This is a genomic window from Pseudomonas sp. W5-01 (genome assembly GCF_046540435.1).
GTDB classification, from domain to species: Bacteria; Pseudomonadota; Gammaproteobacteria; order Pseudomonadales; family Pseudomonadaceae; genus Aquipseudomonas; species Aquipseudomonas graminis_B.
In genome coordinates, this window is sequence record NZ_JAXCIP010000005.1 from 19836 (window position 1) to 36075 (window position 16240).

16 protein-coding genes are annotated in these 16240 nt (G+C 58.7%); 7 read left to right on the top strand and 9 right to left on the bottom strand.

Annotation, left to right across the window (positions count from 1 at the left end):
• Window positions 1-66: 66 nt before the first annotated feature.
• Complete coding sequence (locus SLW75_RS16730) at window positions 67-1425, bottom strand: glutamine synthetase family protein (protein WP_037016227.1); 1359 nt, start codon at window positions 1423-1425, stop codon at window positions 67-69.
• A gap of 651 nt (window positions 1426-2076) precedes the next feature.
• Between SLW75_RS16730 and SLW75_RS16735 the strand changes: the two genes are divergently transcribed.
• Together SLW75_RS16735 and SLW75_RS16740 are read left to right on the top strand one after the other, a co-directional pair.
• Window positions 2077-3453, top strand: coding sequence for a glutamine synthetase family protein (locus SLW75_RS16735; protein WP_065987362.1), 1377 nt, complete (start codon window positions 2077-2079; stop codon window positions 3451-3453).
• A 158-nt stretch (window positions 3454-3611) separates the two neighbouring features.
• The gene (locus tag SLW75_RS16740; RefSeq protein ID WP_296313786.1) at window positions 3612-4250 is read left to right on the top strand and encodes a TetR/AcrR family transcriptional regulator; all 639 of its coding nucleotides are present in this window, start codon (window positions 3612-3614) and stop codon (window positions 4248-4250) included.
• A gap of 50 nt (window positions 4251-4300) precedes the next feature.
• Here the strand turns inward: SLW75_RS16740 and SLW75_RS16745 are convergent, their stop codons facing one another.
• The 6 genes from SLW75_RS16745 to SLW75_RS16770 form a co-directional block, all read right to left on the bottom strand.
• The gene (locus SLW75_RS16745) at window positions 4301-4516 is read right to left on the bottom strand and encodes a molybdopterin-binding protein (protein ID WP_037016233.1); all 216 of its coding nucleotides are present in this window, start codon (window positions 4514-4516) and stop codon (window positions 4301-4303) included.
• A gap of 51 nt (window positions 4517-4567) precedes the next feature.
• Window positions 4568-5377: an aliphatic sulfonates ABC transporter ATP-binding protein gene (gene ssuB / locus SLW75_RS16750; RefSeq protein WP_296313783.1), complete on the bottom strand. Its 810-nt coding sequence runs from the start codon at window positions 5375-5377 to the stop codon at window positions 4568-4570.
• On the bottom strand, window positions 5374-6162 hold the full coding sequence (gene ssuC / locus SLW75_RS16755; RefSeq protein WP_122533999.1) for an aliphatic sulfonate ABC transporter permease SsuC: 789 nt from the start codon (window positions 6160-6162) through the stop codon (window positions 5374-5376). Before ssuC ends, ssuB begins: the two co-directional genes overlap by 4 nt.
• 26 nt (window positions 6163-6188) lie before the next feature.
• Complete coding sequence (locus SLW75_RS16760) at window positions 6189-7154, bottom strand: sulfonate ABC transporter substrate-binding protein (RefSeq protein WP_410934969.1); 966 nt, start codon at window positions 7152-7154, stop codon at window positions 6189-6191.
• A 389-nt stretch (window positions 7155-7543) separates the two neighbouring features.
• Window positions 7544-8182: a peroxiredoxin gene (locus SLW75_RS16765; RefSeq protein ID WP_065987367.1), complete on the bottom strand. Its 639-nt coding sequence runs from the start codon at window positions 8180-8182 to the stop codon at window positions 7544-7546.
• A gap of 142 nt (window positions 8183-8324) precedes the next feature.
• Window positions 8325-9707 (bottom strand): OprD family porin, encoded by a 1383-nt coding sequence (locus tag SLW75_RS16770; protein WP_065987368.1) that lies wholly within the window; start codon window positions 9705-9707, stop codon window positions 8325-8327.
• Window positions 9708-10503: 796 nt separating this feature from the next.
• On the opposite strand from SLW75_RS16770, the gene tauA reads away from it, so the two are divergent.
• The 4 genes from tauA to tauD all read left to right on the top strand — a co-directional run bounded on the left by tauA (window position 10504) and on the right by tauD (window position 14098).
• Entirely contained in the window at window positions 10504-11481 is a 978-nt protein-coding gene (tauA, locus tag SLW75_RS16775; RefSeq protein ID WP_410928170.1) for a taurine ABC transporter substrate-binding protein, read from the top strand.
• A gap of 81 nt (window positions 11482-11562) precedes the next feature.
• Window positions 11563-12354 carry a taurine ABC transporter ATP-binding subunit gene (gene tauB / locus SLW75_RS16780; RefSeq protein ID WP_410934970.1) on the top strand — a complete coding sequence of 264 codons (792 nt, stop codon included), beginning with the start codon at window positions 11563-11565 and terminating at the stop codon, window positions 12352-12354.
• Window positions 12351-13196, top strand: coding sequence for a taurine ABC transporter permease TauC (gene tauC / locus SLW75_RS16785; RefSeq protein ID WP_410934971.1), 846 nt, complete (start codon window positions 12351-12353; stop codon window positions 13194-13196). The genes tauB and tauC overlap by 4 nt, the downstream gene beginning before the upstream one ends.
• A 68-nt stretch (window positions 13197-13264) precedes the next feature.
• Window positions 13265-14098 carry a taurine dioxygenase gene (gene tauD / locus SLW75_RS16790; RefSeq protein ID WP_410934972.1) on the top strand — a complete coding sequence of 278 codons (834 nt, stop codon included), beginning with the start codon at window positions 13265-13267 and terminating at the stop codon, window positions 14096-14098.
• 362 nt (window positions 14099-14460) lie between these two features.
• Here tauD and SLW75_RS16795 read toward each other — a convergent pair whose 3' ends face one another.
• Complete coding sequence (locus tag SLW75_RS16795; RefSeq protein WP_192130818.1) at window positions 14461-14901, bottom strand: hypothetical protein; 441 nt, start codon at window positions 14899-14901, stop codon at window positions 14461-14463.
• On the opposite strand from SLW75_RS16795, the gene SLW75_RS16800 reads away from it, so the two are divergent.
• The gene (locus SLW75_RS16800) at window positions 14900-15355 is read left to right on the top strand and encodes a tRNA (cytidine(34)-2'-O)-methyltransferase (protein WP_065987374.1); all 456 of its coding nucleotides are present in this window, start codon (window positions 14900-14902) and stop codon (window positions 15353-15355) included. The genes SLW75_RS16795 and SLW75_RS16800 overlap by 2 nt on opposite strands.
• A 51-nt stretch (window positions 15356-15406) precedes the next feature.
• On the opposite strand, the gene SLW75_RS16805 is transcribed toward SLW75_RS16800, so the two are convergent.
• The gene (locus SLW75_RS16805) at window positions 15407-16171 is read right to left on the bottom strand and encodes a hypothetical protein (RefSeq protein WP_410934973.1); all 765 of its coding nucleotides are present in this window, start codon (window positions 16169-16171) and stop codon (window positions 15407-15409) included.
• Window positions 16172-16240: the final 69 nt, after the last annotated feature.

Genomic DNA, 16240 nt, shown 5'->3' on the forward strand with positions numbered 1-16240 from the left:
ACTCCATTGTGGTATCGCGTGTGGAGCGCCGTCGACTCACTGGGAGTCCGGCGACGCCCCGGGACGTCAGACGGCAAAGAGCAGGAATTCCCGCTCCCACGAACTGATCACACGCTTGAAGTTCTCGTGCTCGGCGCGCTTGACCGCGACATAGCCGGTGATGAATTTCTTGCCGAGGTACTTCTCGACCGTCTTGCTGTTTTCCATGCGCTCCAGCGCGTCTTCGATGGTCAACGGCAAGCGCAGGTTGCGGCGTTCGTAACCACGACCGACCACGGGAGCACTGGGGTTGAGGCCCTCGACCATGCCGATGAAACCGCACAACAGGCTGGCAGCGATGGCCAGATAGGGATTGGCATCGGCGCCGGGCAGACGGTTTTCCACGCGACGGTTCTGCGGGCCGGCATCAGGCACACGCAGGCCAACGGTGCGGTTTTCTTCGCCCCACTCCACGTTTACCGGCGCAGAGGTGTCCGGCAGGAAGCGGCGGAAAGAGTTGACGTTGGGCGCGAAGAGCGGCAACAGCTCGGGGATCAGCTTCTGCAGTCCACCGATGTGCTGCAGGAACAGCTGACTCATCGTGCCGTCTTCATTGGAGAAGATGTTTTTGCCGGTCTCGATGTCGATGATGCTCTGGTGCAAGTGCATGGCGCTGCCGGGCTCGCCGGTCATGGGCTTGGCCATAAAGGTCGCGGCCACATCGTGCTTGAGGGCGGCTTCGCGCATGGTGCGTTTGAACACCAGAATCTGGTCCGCCAGAGACAGCGCGTCGCCGTGACGGAAGTTGATCTCCATCTGTGCCGTGCCGTCCTCGTGAATCAGCGTGTCCAGGTCGAGGTTCTGCAGTTCACACCAGTCGTAGACGTCTTCGAACAGGGGGTCGAATTCGTTGGCGGCCTCGATCGAGAACGACTGACGACCGGTTTCCGGACGACCCGAGCGACCCACCGGTGGCTGTAGCGGGTAGTCGGGGTCGTCGCTGCGCTTGGTCAGATAGAACTCCATCTCCGGCGCAACGATCGGCTGCCAGCCTTGGTCGGCATAGAGCTTGAGCACTTTCTTGAGGACGTTGCGCGGGGACAGCTCGATGGGGTTGCCTTGCTTGTCGTAGGTGTCGTGAATCACCTGCGCAGTCGGCTCGATGGCCCAGGGCACCAGAAACACCGCGCTCTGGTCAGGACGGCAAAACATGTCGATGTCTGCGGGGTCCAGCAATTCGTAGTAGATGTCGTCTTCGACGTAATCGCCCGTCACGGTCTGAAGCAATACGCTTTCCGGCAAGCGCATGCCCTTCTCGGCAATGAACTTGTTGGTCGGTGAAATCTTGCCCCGTGTGATACCGGTGAGGTCGGCGATCATGCACTCGACTTCGGTAATCCTGTGTTCTTTCAACCAATCGGTGAGCTGGTCGAGGTTGGTACTCATAAATACCTCAGGGTTTTAATTCCTGGTCGCCGTCATGGCGGTCAGGCGTTCTTTGAAGCGCTGGCGTCAGGGTGTCGCATGTTGAATTCAGGCATCGCCACATGCCTGGAAGACTCAAAGATAGTCGTGCTTGTGCAAAACGCGCGGTCGCGGATGCCGCAGACAGCCTGGGCCGGGTCAGTCAGCCGAAGCAAAAGACGCGCCCGGTGGAATGGGGGCGTGGATAAAGAGTAAGGTGTCGAGGTGCCACGCAGAGACATGCGCAGCGCCCGCCGCGCTGGCTGGACCGCTACACTGAAAGCGTGTGAAGTGAAAAGCCGGTGCCCGAATGGCTGAGTGCAGGCGGTAAGGCCGATCAGCGGAAGGCGAAGCATGGGACCCCCGGTATTATTGCTGTTATGGGTTGCAATCGAGCTTAGCGTTGTTCATTTTTTTCCACAACACGCCCGTAAAAAATAAAACACGCCCTGCTCAAACCCGCAGTTTGCATCACGTTAGGTGCCTCACATTTGCCCTAAAGTGCGGCGAAAATGGCTTTTTGGCGCCCTTTTAGGGCAAATCAGGGCTCCCTTGACTTCGTCTGGCCTTTCGGATTGACTGAAACCCGTAATGCTCGATGATTGATATTTTCAACAACAAAGGTGTTGCATCATGTCGGTACCCCCGCGTGCCGTTCAGCTCAACGAAGCGAACGCGTTCCTTAAGGAACATCCTGAGGTTCTATACGTTGACCTTCTGATTGCAGATATGAATGGAGTGGTGCGCGGCAAGCGCATCGAACGCACCAGCCTTCATAAGGTTTACGAGAAAGGCATCAACCTCCCAGCTTCCCTATTCGCACTGGATATCAACGGCTCGACGGTGGAAAGCACCGGTCTGGGTCTGGACATCGGTGACGCTGACCGAATCTGCTATCCAATCCCCGACACTCTCTGCAATGAGCCCTGGCAGAAGCGTCCTACCGCACAACTTCTGATGACCATGCACGAGCTGGAAGGCACGCCCTTCTTTGCCGATCCGCGCGAAGTGCTGCGCCAGGTTGTCAGCAAGTTCGACGAGATGGGCCTGACCATCTGCGCTGCATTCGAGCTTGAGTTCTACCTGATCGATCAGGAAAACGTGAACGGCCGCCCGCAACCGCCGCGCTCGCCTATTTCCGGCAAACGTCCGCACTCGACACAGGTTTACCTGATCGACGATCTGGACGAGTACGTCGACTGCCTCCAGGACATTCTGGAAGGTGCGAAAGAGCAAGGCATCCCTGCCGACGCGATCGTCAAGGAAAGTGCTCCGGCGCAGTTCGAAGTGAACCTGCACCACACCGCCGACGCGCTGAAAGCCTGTGATTACGCGGTGCTGCTCAAGCGCCTGATCAAGAACATCGCCTACGACCATGAGATGGACACCACCTTCATGGCCAAGCCTTATCCAGGCCAGGCAGGCAACGGTTTGCACGTGCACATTTCGATCCTTGATCGTGATGGCAAAAACATCTTCACCAGTGAGGATCCCGAGCAGAACGCCGCATTGCGTCATGCGATCGGCGGTGTGCTCGAGACCCTACCCGCGCAGATGGCGTTCCTTTGCCCGAACGTCAATTCGTACCGCCGGTTTGGTGCTCAATTCTACGTTCCGAACTCGCCGTGCTGGGGTCTGGACAACCGGACCGTGGCCGTGCGCGTACCGACCGGTACCGCCGATTCGGTACGTATTGAACACCGGGTTGCCGGTGCGGATGCCAACCCGTATCTGCTGATGGCATCGGTGCTGGCAGGCATTCACCACGGCCTGACCAACCAGATCGAGCCCGGCCCTCCCGTGGAAGGCAACTCCTACGAGCAGAACGAGCAAAGCCTGCCGAACAACCTGCGTGATGCACTGCGCGAGCTGGACGACAGCGAAGTCATGGCCAAGTACATCGATCCGAAGTACATCGATATCTTCGTTGCGTGCAAGGAAAGTGAGCTGGAGGAGTTCGAGCACTCCATCTCTGACCTCGAGTACAACTGGTATCTGCACACGGTGTGATGGCTGCACGGGTTAAGAAAACGCCACCTTTTCGAGAGAATCGGTGGCGTTTTTCATTCATGAGCTGCGCGGACACCCTGTGGGACCGGCTTCAGCCGGGAAGGCAATCTCCCGGCTGCCACTGTAGAATGCCGTCGGCCCCGACCGAGAGAGCACTGATGACCCGCCTTGCCCCGCCCCGCAAACCTCGTGCACGCAGTCAGGCGCGGATCGACTCGATCCTCGATGCCGCACGTGCGCTGCTGGCCTCGGACGGCGTGGCGAGCCTCTCCATCTACAGCGTCGCCGAGCGCGCCGAGATCCCGCCCTCTTCGGTGTATCACTTCTTCGCCAGCGTCCCGGCGCTGCTCGAAGCGCTGACGGCCGATGTCCACGAAGCGTTTCGCGAAAGCCTGCAGCAGCCCATCGATCATGATCGGTTGAATCAGTGGCGTGACCTGTCGCACGTGGTGGAATCGCGCATGCTCGCGATCTACAGCGACGACGCCGCCGCGCGGCAGTTGATCCTCGCCCAGCACGGTCTGACCGAAGTCACCCAGGCGGATCGTCAGCACGACATTGAACTGGGCAACCTCATGCATGAGCTGTTCGCCCGGCATTTTCAACTGCCGACGCTGCCCGATGATGTCGAAGTGTTTGCCCTGGCGCTGGAACTTGCAGATCGGGTGTACGCGCGCTCGGTGCAACTGCACAACGCGATTACCCCGCGCATGGCCGAGGAAGGATTGCGGGTGTTTGATGCGTATCTGGGTTTGTACCTGCCGCCGTATTTGCCGAAGCGCTCAATAGAGCAATAACGTGCATCCATTGAGCGCTGCGTAGGAGCGCGCTTGCGATTCAGCATCGATCACAACTTGGCGATCGACACCTCGGTGGACTTCACGAAAGCGATCACTTCGCTGCCGACCACCAGTTCCAGCTCTTTCACGGAGCGGGTGGTGATGACGGAAGTGACGACGCCCGAAGCGGTTTGCACGTCGATCTCGGACAGCACGTCGCCGGTGACGATTTCCTTGATGGTGCCTTTGAACTGGTTACGCACGTTGATGGCTTTGATAGTCATGGTAAGGCTTCCTTTGTGAGATCAGTTCCGGGGGCGTGATTGCCTCTGGAGTTAGTTGGCCCAACGCAATTGCGTGGGCAGCGGTGAAGTCGGTTCGGGGTCGGGCGGGTTGCCGGGCAGCGACAACACGCGGTTGAGCACTTCGGTTTCCAGCGCGGCCAGTCGGTAGGAGCCACGCGCCCTTGGACGGGCCAGATCAACCTGTAAATCAAGACCGATGCGGCCTTCTTCGATCAGCAAGACCCGGTCGGCAATGGCGACCGCTTCGCTGACGTCGTGGGTCACCAGCAGTACGGTGAAGCCGTGCTTCTTCCACAGGTTTTCGATCAGCTGCTGCATCTCGATTCGGGTCAGGGCATCCAGCGCACCAAGGGGCTCGTCGAGCAGCAACAAGCGTGGCTGGTGAATCAGCGCACGGGCCAGCGCCACACGTTGTTTTTGCCCACCCGATAACGCCGCCGGCCATTCATTGGCGCGCTCCACCAAACCCACTGCCTCCAGCGCTTCCAGTGCTTTGCCGCGCCAGTCGCCGGTGAGGCCAAGGCCCACGTTGTCGATGATCTTTTTCCAGGGCAGCAAGCGCGCCTCCTGGAACATCAGTCGCGTGTCTTCCCGCGCATCCGACAGCGAGCCGTTACCGGCCAGCAATTGGCCGCTCGATGGCTGATCGAGGCCCGCCAGCAGGCGCAGCAAGGTGCTCTTGCCGCAACCGCTTCGGCCCACGACGGCGACGAACTGCCCGGCCGGGATGTGCAGATCGATGTCTTTCAATACCTCCCGCGAGCCGAAGGTTTTCTTCAGCTTGCGGACCTGCAAGGGAATCCCGCGCAACAGGTTTGCCGGTTGTTGGAGATTGCTCATTGCGCGCCACCTTTAGCCACTTGATACGCCGGGTGCCAACGCAGGCAGACCCGTTCCAGACCACGCGCCGCGAGGTCTGCCAGTTTGCCGAGGACGGCATAAAGCACGATTGCCAGCACTACGACGTCGGTCTGCAGAAACTCCCGGGCGTTCATCGCCAGATAGCCAATGCCGGAGCTGGCGGAAATGGTTTCCGCGACGATCAGGGTCAGCCACATGAAGCCCAGGGCAAACCGCACACCGACCAGAATCGAAGGCATCGCGCCCGGCAGAATCACGTGGCGGAACAGCCCGAAGCCGCTCAAACCGTAGCTGCGGGACATTTCCACCAGCGCCGGGTCGATGTTGCGAATGCCGTGATAGGTGTTCAGGTAAATCGGAAACAGCGTGCCCAGCGCGACCAAAAATATCTTCGCGGTCTCGTCGATGCCGAACCACAGGATGACCAGCGGAATCAGCGCCAGATGGGGCACGTTGCGGATCATCTGCACAGAGCTGTCGAGCAGGCGCTCGCCCCATTTCGACAGCCCGGTGATGAAGCCGAGCGCCAAACCAATCCCGCCGCCGATGGCAAAGCCGATACCGGCACGCCAGCCACTGATCGCCAGATGGGTCCAGATTTCGCCGCTGCGTACCAACGTAACGCCGGCCTCAATCACAGCGCTAGGCGCCGGCAGAATGCGGGTTGACAGCCAGCCCGCGCTGACCGCCAGTTGCCATATCGCCAACAGCAGGACCGGTAGCAACCAGGGCGCCAGTCTGTGGGTGATTCTTTCCACGCTCATGGAGTTGTCTCCTTCCAATGCCGGGCTTACTGGGCTTTCGCGACAGCAGCGGGTGGCGTCCAGATCACATCAGCAATGCGCAATGGTTTAGGGATCAGCTTGAGCTGGTAGAAGGTGTCGGCGATTTTCTGTTGCGCAGCGACGGTTTCAGGCGTGATGAACAACGCCCCATAGCCCTGACGCTTCACCGACAGGCGGGTGATGTCTTCTGGCAGGCCGAGCAGCGGCGCGACCTGTTTGGTGACCTCTTCCGGGTTGGCCTTGGACCATTCGCCGACAGCGCGCACTTCTTCCACCAGGGTCTGGATCACCTTGGGGTGCTGCTGCGCATAGGGTTTGGTCGCCAGGTAGAACTGGTTGTTGTCGACGATGCCTTTGCCGTCGCGCAGGGTTCTCGCCTGCAATTGCTGTTCGGCGGCGGCCTGGTACGGATCCCAGATCACCCAGGCATCGACGCTGCCACGCTCGAAAGCGGCACGGGCATCGGCGGGCGGCAGGAAAACGGTCTGGATATCGGTGTACTTCAAGCCGGCTTCTTCCAGCGCGCGCACCAGCAGGTAATGCACGTTCGAGCCCTTATTGAGAACGACTTTCTTGCCCTTGAGGTCTTTGACCGAAGAGATCGGCGAATCCTTGGGCACCAGAATCGCTTCGCTGGTCGGCGCTGGCGGTTCGGAGGCGACATACAGCAGATCAGCGCCAGCGGCTTGGGCAAACACGGGCGGGGTTTCGCCCGTCACACCGAAGTCGATCGAGCCCACGTTCAGGCCTTCAAGCAACTGCGGGCCACCGGGAAATTCGGTCCACTGGACTTGCACGCCTTGATCGGCGAGTTTTTTCTCGAGCGAGCCTTTGGCCTTGAGCAGCACCAGCTTGCCGTATTTCTGGTAACCGATGCGCAAGGTATCGGCCTGGGCCTGAGTAACGACGCCGAAAGAAACCGCCGCAGCAAACAGAGCGACCAGGCCTCGACGCAAAATAACGGTGCCCATGGCACGCTCCTTTGGTGTGTAGCTAAGAGGTGGCACCTGCTCGTCCGATGGCGGACCAGTAAGGCAGAAAGGGATTCATGGCCGGCAATCTCGCCAGAACGGAGAGACCATAACAGGGGATTGTTATTCTCTAAAATCATATTTATTCATTTGGTTAGCACCAAAAGGAATATATGTATTTAGCTTGGACTCTGGCGATGAACGGAATTGTGGGAGCGAGCTTGCTCGCGAAGACTGACTTTCATTCTCCAGAGAAAGTGGCTGCATGCCCCGGCCCCTTCGTGAGCAAGCTCACTCCCACATAGGTGGGAATTCCTTCGTGGATGGCGTTCACAGCATAAAAAAAGGGCCGATAAATCGGCCCTCGTGTAGTGCTCAAAGCGGGTGTATCAGCGATTCGGCTGTGGCGTCAGGCGCAGGTACGGCGTAACGGCTGTATAGCCTTTGGGGAAACGCTCCTTGATCTCCGCTTCGTCCTTGATCGACGGCACGATCACGACGTCTTCACCGTCCTTCCAGTTTGCCGGCGTGGCGACTTTGTAGTTGTCGGTCAGCTGCAGCGAATCGATCACCCGCAGGATCTCGTGAAAATTGCGCCCGGTGCTGGCCGGGTAGGTGATGGTCAGGCGGACCTTCTTGTTCGGGTCGATCACGAACAGCGAGCGCACGGTCAGGGTTTCGCTGGCATTCGGGTGAATCAGGTCGTAAAGCTCGGAAACCTTGCGATCTTCGTCCGCCAGTATCGGGAAATTCACAAGGGTGTTCTGTGTGGTGTTGATGTCACCGATCCACTTGGTGTGGGATTCGGCCGAGTCAACGGACAGGGCAATCGCCTTGACGTTGCGCTTGTCGAATTCGTCTTTGAGTTTTGCGGTGAAGCCAAGCTCGGTGGTGCAGACAGGCGTGAAGTCGGCGGGGTGCGAAAACAGTACCGCCCATTTGCCGTCCAGCCATTCGTGAAACCTGATCGGTCCTTCGCTGGAGTTCTGTTCGAAGTCGGGTGCGATGTCGCCGAGTTTAAGGCCCATTGAGTCGTGCTCCTTGGATAATGAGTTATCAATCACTGTGCATCCCAGCATCTGAAAACAAAAGGAACGATTGGTGCTGGATAACATTATTTCGGGCATAAAAAAGCCCCGCCGAGGCGGGGCTCTTTTCAACACATCACGCTTATTTGAAGGCGTAGGTGTAGTTGAAGATCAGACGAGTCTGGTCGGTGTCTTGCTGGCTGGCGTAGAGGTCGGAGTCAGAACGCAGGTTGGCGCGACGCAGAGTCACACCAAAGCCTTTCATAGGACCGTCCTGGAACACGTAGTCGACGCGCATGTCACGTTCCCACTCGGAGCCACGACCCAGCGATGCGTTCTGCAGACGAATCTGATCGCCATACAGATAAGCAATGGCAGCTTTCAGACCAGGCACGCCCAGGCGTGCGAAGTCGTACGAGTACTGACCGAACTTGGTCTGCTCACCGGCACGGGTGAAGTTGGTGATCATGCTGTCGGTGAACAGGTAAACGCTGTTACCGCCTTCACCTTCGTTACGACCGTTGGAGAGGTTATTACGGGTGACGTTGCCGTTGCTCATGATCGGCATGCCGCCGTCATCGCTCACAGACTGGTAACCCAACAGGAATGCGTTGCCACCCAGGGTATAGGTGAACATGGCAGTCCAGGTGTCGTTATCAACTTCGCCCTGACCATCTTTGCTGTAGCCGTTGGCGAAGCGGTAACCGCTGTTGACTTCCTGGTGGGCGTTTTTGCCATCAGAAGTGCTGTGGAAGTAACGCAGGTCAGTCTTGAACGATTGGTCTTCCGCGATCGGCAGAATGTGCACCAGGCCCAGGAAGTGCTGCTTGTAGTAGTCTTCCAGGTTCGCGTAGTAGTACTGAACAGTCAGGTCTTTGGTGACTTTGTAATCGCCGCCAGCGAACTGGAAGTTATTCGAACCTTTGTAGCCACCGGCCAGGGACATGTCAGCGTAGTTGCTGGATGCACGACCTGCTGCCTGAGTCAGCTTACCGGCAGTCAGTGTCAGACCGTCGAGTTCCTTGGAGGTAACGATGCCACCCTGGAAGGTCTGCGGCAGCAGACGACCGTCGTTCGAGACCAGAATCGGCAGGTTAGGCTGCAGAGCGTTACCCACTTTCAGCTCGGTCTTGGACAGTTTGACCTTGGCGTTGGCGCCAGCGCGAGCCCAGTCAGCCACCGGCGTACCGTCGGAAGAAGTCGGGGAAACAGTGTTTGCCGTGCTGCCGTTAGGGTTGCGGTTATCGATACCGCCGCCCAGGTTGATGCCGTACATGCCTTGAACGTCAAGACCGAAACCAACAGTGCCCGGGGTGTAACCCGAGATGAAGTTGAACAGGAAACCCTGGGCGGTCTGACGCTGATCCTGCGCTTTACCGGTAGCCGGGTTCTCGCGCGGATCTTGTTCGAAATAAAGGGTACGGGAACTGAGTGTCGCTTTGCTGTCATCCAGGAAACCAGCTGCACCAGCCTGAGTAGCCAAGACACCTGCGTATACGGCCAAGGCCAGGGTGGACTTCTTCATTGTGTATCGCTCCTCATGAATCTAATTTTTGTAGTTCCCGGGCCCGAGCGTAAGGCTCAAAGCCGAGGATGCGCGATTAGCGCCGGACCTGACTCGGCGAGTCAATGGCCCCAAGACTAATTGACTAGACCGCGTTACAGCTGGCTGCAAGGTAAGGTAAATCCTTTAAACCCAAAAAGACTTGTTAGACCTGCTTTTATGCCAAGCAGTTATATGTCACAAGCCGTTTCAGCCGTCCGTTGCGGAGTGTATCGGCCCGAATCCCTAATTCCCAAAACATATTTCGGTGCCGTTCGTCAGATCGATACGTTTAGTGCTGTCGTACAACCGGAACTTGACCGGCAAGTCACGGTCCGCCTGCGAAACTGGATGAGAACTGCCTTCCTAACTTACTGAAAACAATCAGATTTCATGTGCAGTAGACGCAAACATTGCAGTTGTCACCCTGCTGTCCGTCACTTTTCCGCTGACGCCGCAGAAAAATGGATAAAGCGCGTCATTCAGCCCGCTCATTCACCCATTGCGCTGATCAGCCGTCTAAATCTGCTCACAAGACGACCACACATCCCCGCAGCACATCCTTAAACAGGCGTCGCGATCGTATTTACAAATTGTGACGATTCGATGACCTCCCATCCCAGCAGGCGCTTTCTCAAGGACTCCATGCGGGGGAAGACACCTACCCGTATGGAAATAAACGCTAAGCACATTCCAAAAGGTTATTTATTTCGAGTTTCTTAGATCATTTACGCTCTGCGCCATTCGAAGGCGGTGTGCCTTGCCACGGAGCGTCACCATGAAACTGCTCAAGCCCCTACGCGTCCTCGCGGCCTTATCGCTCGCCGGCTCGGCGCTGTTCGTTCAGGCCGCCGACTTTACGGTCGCCTACCAGACCACCGTGGACCCAGCAAAGGTCGCCCAGGCCGATGGCGCCTATGAAAAGGCGACGGGCTCAAAGATTTCATGGCGTAAATTCGATAACGGGGCGGACGTGATCACCGCGATCGCGTCGGGTGACGTACAGATCGGCTATCTCGGCTCCAGCCCTCTCACCGCAGCGGCAACGCGTAAAGTACCCGTGGAGACGTTCCTGATTGCCACCCAGATCGGCGCTGCCGAGGCGCTGGTTGCGCGTAATGGCTCCGGCATCAACAGCCCACAGGATTTGATCGGCAAGAAGATCGCCGTGCCGTTCGTGTCGACCGGCCACTACAGCCTGCTCGCCGCCCTGAAGCACTGGAAGATCGACCCGGCAAAAGTGACCATTCTCAACCTCGCCCCACCGGCCATTGCGGCGGCGTGGAAACGCGGTGACATCGACGCCACTTACGTCTGGGACCCGGCACTCGGCGTCGCCAAGGAGACAGGCAAAGTGCTGATCACGTCGGGCGAGCTGGCGAAGGTCGGCGCGCCGACCTTTGATGCGTGGATCGTGCGCAAAGACTTCGCCGACAAGCATCCTGAGGTCGTCAAAGCCTTCGCCAAAACCACCCTGGACGCCTACGCCGCCTACCGCAAGGATCCAGCGGCCTGGCTGGCCAACGCGAGCAACGTCGACAAGCTGGTGAAGCTGTCCGGCGCCAAACCGGGCGACATCCCCGGCCTGTTGCAGGGCAACGTCTACCCACTGGCGGCCGATCAGGTCAGTGAGCTGGGCGCGCCAACCACCGACGCGATCACCAAGACCGCCGCGTTTCTCAAGGAACAGGGCAAGGTCGACGCCGTGCTGGCCGATTACAGCCCTTATGTGAGCGCGAAGTTCGTCACCCCGTAAGCGCAAGCGTCATCCGGGTACCGCGCCGGCTTCGACAGCCATGGCCGTTCATGCACATCTATCAGAAGCGGAGTCCATGCCATGGCCCTGTTACAACTGGAGCGCATCAGCGCACAGTATCCCGGTGCGGCCTCGCCGGTGCTGTCGGATATTTCCCTGACCCTCGGTCCGCAGCAACTGCTGGTTGCCCTGGGCCCATCCGGCAGCGGCAAGACTTCGTTGCTGAACCTGATTGCCGGGTTCGTCGCGCCAAGCGCAGGCCGCATTACCCTCGATGGCGTGCCGATGAGCGGGCCGAGCGCCGAGCGTGGCGTCGTGTTTCAGGATGACGCTCTGCTGCCTTGGCAGGATGTACTGGCCAACGTCGCATTCGGGCTGGAGCTGGCGGGCATCGCCCGTGAAAAACGCGAGGCCAAAGCGCGCGATATGCTGGCGCTGGTCGATCTCGCCGGCTTCGAGAAGCGGCGTATCTGGGAATTGTCAGGCGGGCAGAAGCAACGTGTGGGCCTCGCCCGCGCATTGGCGGCCGACCCACGTGTGCTGCTGATGGACGAGCCTTTCGGCGCGCTGGACGCCTTTACCCGTGAACAGATGCAAGAGCTGCTGCTGCAGGTCTGGCAACGCAGCGCCAAGCCGGTCTTCCTTATCACCCACGACATTGAGGAAGCGGTGTTCCTGTCGACCGATCTGATTCTGCTTGCGCCTAACCCCGGTCACATCTTCGAGCACCTGAAGCTCGACTTCGGTCAGCGTTACAGCGCAGGTGAATCGGCCCGCGCCATCAAGTCCGACCCACGCTTCATCGAAACCCGCGAGCACGTGTTGGCGCGGGTATTTTCCCAGCGGCAGAGCGTTCGGGAGCAACGGGCATGAGTCTTTATCAATCGCCGGAGCCGGCGCTCACCCGCGCGCCGACAAACAACGCGCGCCATCAGCCCTCTTCTTTTTATCTGAGCACGCGCACCATCAGCGCCCTTACCCTCGCCGTCCTGCTGGGCGGCTGGTGGGTGGTCACAGCCTTTGAGTGGGTCGAACCGCTGTTTCTGCCGCCGCCCGCCGCTGTGCTGGAAAAAGCCTGGTTGCTGATGACCAAGGGCTATATGGACTCCACGCTCTGGCAGCACTTGGGCGCGAGTTTGCAGCGCATCGGCCTGGCGCTTTTTTTCGCCGTGCTGACGGCCATCCCCATCGGCATCGCCATTGGTCACAACCGAATCGCGCGAGGCATTTTCGACCCGCTGATCGAGTTCTATCGTCCGGTGCCGCCGCTGGCCTACCTGCCGTTGATCGTGATCTGGTGCGGCATTGGCGAATTCTCCAAAGTCCTGCTGATTTATCTGGCGATCTTCGCGCCGATCGCCATTGCCACCGCGACCGGTGTGCGCACGGTCGACAGCGCAAAACTGCGCGCGGCTCAATCCCTGGGTGCCACCCGCTGGCAGCTCATTCGCTACGTCATTCTGCCCAGCGCCCTGCCCGACATCCTCACCGGCGTGCGCATCGGCCTCGGCGTGGGATGGTCGACGCTGGTGGCCGCCGAGCTGATCGCCGCCACCAGTGGCCTGGGTTTCATGGTCCAGTCAGCCGCGCAATTTCTGGTGACCGACGTGGTAGTGCTGGGGATTCTGGTCATCGCGCTGATCGCTTTCGCGCTGGAAATGGGCCTGCGCGCGCTGCAACGCAAGCTCGTGCCCTGGCATGGCCAGAACCACTGAATCGACAACCTTATGACTGACTACGCCGACACCTAGGCGCCGAACACACGAGCACACTCGAGACCATCATGAGCATCGACATCCACCCGCTCAGCCCGGCACTGGGCGCACAGATCAGCAGCGTTGACCTCAGCCACGACCTGACCGGCGAACAACGCAACGCTATCGAACAGGCGCTGCTTGATCATCAGGTGCTGTTCTTCCGCGACCAGCCGATCACGCCGCAGCAGCAAGCGCGCTTCGCCGCCAACTTTGGTGACCTGCACATTCATCCGATCTACCCGAACGTGCCGGAACAGCCTGAAGTGCTGGTTCTCGACACCGCGGTCACCGACGTGCGCGACAACGCCATCTGGCACACCGATGTCACCTTTCTGCCAACGCCTGCGCTGGGTGCGGTGCTCAGCGCCAAGCAGGTGCCGGCTTACGGTGGGGATACGTTGTGGGCGAGCGGCATCGCCGCGTTCGAAGCGCTGTCCGGGCCGATGCAGACCTTGCTCGACGGCTTGACCGCGACCCATGACTTCACCCGGTCATTTCCGCTGGAGCGTTTTGGCAACACGGCTGAAGACCTCGCGCGCTGGGAGGAGACGCGCCGTAAGAACCCGCCGCTGTCGCACCCGGTCATTCGCACGCACCCGGTCAGCGGTCGCAAGGCGTTGTTCGTGAACGACGGTTTCACCACCCGGATCAATGAACTGGGAGCTGCTGAAAGCGAGGCGATTCTGAAGTTGCTGTTCGCCCATGGGACGCGACCGGAGTTCACCCTGCGCTGGCGCTGGCAGGCAAACGACGTGGCCATGTGGGACAACCGCGTGACCCAGCATTACGCGGTGGACGATTACCGCCCGCAGCGCCGTGTGATGCACCGTGCGACGATCCTGGGTGATGCGCCGTTCTGATAAAAGGCCGGCAGATGCGCTGATGCTTTTAGCGGGACCGGCTTCAGCCGGGAAGAGGCCGGTGAGTGCGCTATAGATTTGCGGCTGATTTAGGGCGTGCATCACTTTGGTCACTCGACACGGGTAAATGCGCGAATAGCGTGCAAAAACGCTCATCAAACGTCCAACTCCGAAAGCCGATTCGAACCTTAGCTCGATGCAGGCATTGAAAAGGCACGGTCTCCAAGGCCCTAAACCCGACGCCTGCGGGACATTACGAATATTCCTACAGACTTTTCTCAAAACTGGCACGCAGGCTGCAATAGGTTATACATCACCAGTTTTGGGGACCTTGGTACAGGCAGGCCGGGGATTCCCCTCTTTTATTCCTCTCGGAGACTGACCTCCAGTCTCCAGCGCCCGTCCTGGGTTGCACCGCGCCAGTCGCCGTGCAGAGGACGGGCAGCCAGCAGGTTCAGCAACAATCCCTTATCGCTTCGTTGCACCCTCCAGCGCACGTCTTTGCCGTTGAGCTTCAGTTCGCCCTTCTGCGGCTGACCCTGGGCGTTGAACAGCAACGCCACCGCGCCATCGATGTGTTCACCGTGGAGCTGCGGCTCGCGGTTGAACCACACGGCAACGCCGCTGGGTAACACTTCGATGCTTTGCAGCTGAATGGGGTCCGGGGTCGTCACGCGGCCGATCATCAGCCCGACCATGACGCCGACGATCGCCACCGAGCCCAGAAACTTGGGCCACAGCTTCGGTCTGGGGTCTTCTTCAGGGGTAGAATGCATCCCGTCCTTTCGTTCGGAGCCGTGCATGTTTCACGTGATCCTTTTTCAACCAGAAATTCCGCCGAATACCGGCAACATCATCAGGCTCTGCGCCAACAGCGGCTGCAGCCTGCATTTGATCGAGCCGCTGGGCTTCGAGCTGGATGACAAGCGCCTGCGTCGAGCCGGCCTTGATTACCACGAATACGCCACGCTGCATCGTCACGCTGACCTGCCGAGCTGCCTTGAAAGCATCGGCCATCCGCGGTTGTTCGCTTTTACCACAAAGGGCTCACGGGTTTTCCACGATGCGCAATTTGAGGAGGGTGATGCCTTTCTCTTCGGCCCGGAAAGCCGAGGCCTGCCACCGGAGGTGCTGGATCCGCTGTCGAGCGATCAACGCCTGCGCCTGCCGATGCGCGAAGGCTGCCGCAGTCTGAATCTGTCGAATACTGTCGCGGTTGCGGTGTATGAGGGCTGGCGGCAGTTGGGGTTCCGGTAAATGCTAAAGCCCCCGGCTAACACCGGGGGCCGGCACGATAGCTATAAACACTCAGGCCGGGGTGCCTGTAACTTTCAACTTCTGCATTTCGGAATAGTACTCTTTGTATTTGCTCCCTTGCCCAAAACTCCACTTGCACCCAACGAATACTTCCTCACCTACCCAGTAGCGCAAATATCTCTTAGCCATTGTGATGTTTAACGCTCCCCGGATCCTTCCATACTTCTCATTGAAAGCCACGGGCATCACCGACAAAGTCGTACTACCGAAAACCACCACTGGGGCCACAGTACCTGATCTACCATCAGGCGTTGCCTGTCTAAAAACCAGATCCTCGGAAGGCGTCGCATCAAGATCAAACTCCGCTTTATCAGCAACGATATTGTCGCAGCTCAGCGCGGGCAGTTGATCGTCAATCAAGAATAGCACCCTCTCTTCCGAGTAAGCCTTATAACCCTCCTCCCCCTGCACCTTGGAGTTGAAGGTTATATATCCGTTGATCAATGGGGTAGTCGCCTCTTTGCTGAGCTCAAGTGCAATATCCTGGGTGAGCACACTCGTTGCTGTATCTGTGTTTTCGTTCTGGAACCCAGCAGCGGCGCTAGAAAAGCTGCCGCTTGCGCGTGTACGGAACTCAACGCTCACTTTTCCTCGAGGATGATTAACCAACCAGTCACTCTTCGACCAGCCAAAACTTAGCTTTCCTTCCTGTAAACTTTGATAGTTAACATAGCCAGTATTTGTATAGAACTGAAAAACTGGATTACTGCACCCCTCCACGTCTGCATCAACTGCGCCATCTTTCTCACTGTTCATAACCACTCATCCATGTGACTGTTAGGAAAGGGCAGAAAATCGTGCCCTGCCTAATAGTAAAAGAGGTCA

Coding starts and splice junctions, on each gene's coding strand:
- SLW75_RS16730 (WP_037016227.1), bottom strand. CDS start 1,425: ATGAGTACCAACCTCGACCAGCTCACCGATTGGTTGAAAGAACACAGG.
- SLW75_RS16735 (WP_065987362.1), top strand. CDS start 2,077: ATGTCGGTACCCCCGCGTGCCGTTCAGCTCAACGAAGCGAACGCGTTC.
- SLW75_RS16740 (WP_296313786.1), top strand. CDS start 3,612: ATGACCCGCCTTGCCCCGCCCCGCAAACCTCGTGCACGCAGTCAGGCG.
- SLW75_RS16745 (WP_037016233.1), bottom strand. CDS start 4,516: ATGACTATCAAAGCCATCAACGTGCGTAACCAGTTCAAAGGCACCATC.
- ssuB (WP_296313783.1), bottom strand. CDS start 5,377: ATGAGCAATCTCCAACAACCGGCAAACCTGTTGCGCGGGATTCCCTTG.
- ssuC (WP_122533999.1), bottom strand. CDS start 6,162: ATGAGCGTGGAAAGAATCACCCACAGACTGGCGCCCTGGTTGCTACCG.
- SLW75_RS16760 (WP_410934969.1), bottom strand. CDS start 7,154: ATGGGCACCGTTATTTTGCGTCGAGGCCTGGTCGCTCTGTTTGCTGCG.
- SLW75_RS16765 (WP_065987367.1), bottom strand. CDS start 8,182: ATGGGCCTTAAACTCGGCGACATCGCACCCGACTTCGAACAGAACTCC.
- SLW75_RS16770 (WP_065987368.1), bottom strand. CDS start 9,707: ATGAAGAAGTCCACCCTGGCCTTGGCCGTATACGCAGGTGTCTTGGCT.
- tauA (WP_410928170.1), top strand. CDS start 10,504: ATGAAACTGCTCAAGCCCCTACGCGTCCTCGCGGCCTTATCGCTCGCC.
- tauB (WP_410934970.1), top strand. CDS start 11,563: ATGGCCCTGTTACAACTGGAGCGCATCAGCGCACAGTATCCCGGTGCG.
- tauC (WP_410934971.1), top strand. CDS start 12,351: ATGAGTCTTTATCAATCGCCGGAGCCGGCGCTCACCCGCGCGCCGACA.
- tauD (WP_410934972.1), top strand. CDS start 13,265: ATGAGCATCGACATCCACCCGCTCAGCCCGGCACTGGGCGCACAGATC.
- SLW75_RS16800 (WP_065987374.1), top strand. CDS start 14,900: ATGTTTCACGTGATCCTTTTTCAACCAGAAATTCCGCCGAATACCGGC.
- SLW75_RS16795 (WP_192130818.1), bottom strand. CDS start 14,901: ATGCACGGCTCCGAACGAAAGGACGGGATGCATTCTACCCCTGAAGAA.
- SLW75_RS16805 (WP_410934973.1), bottom strand. CDS start 16,171: ATGAACAGTGAGAAAGATGGCGCAGTTGATGCAGACGTGGAGGGGTGC.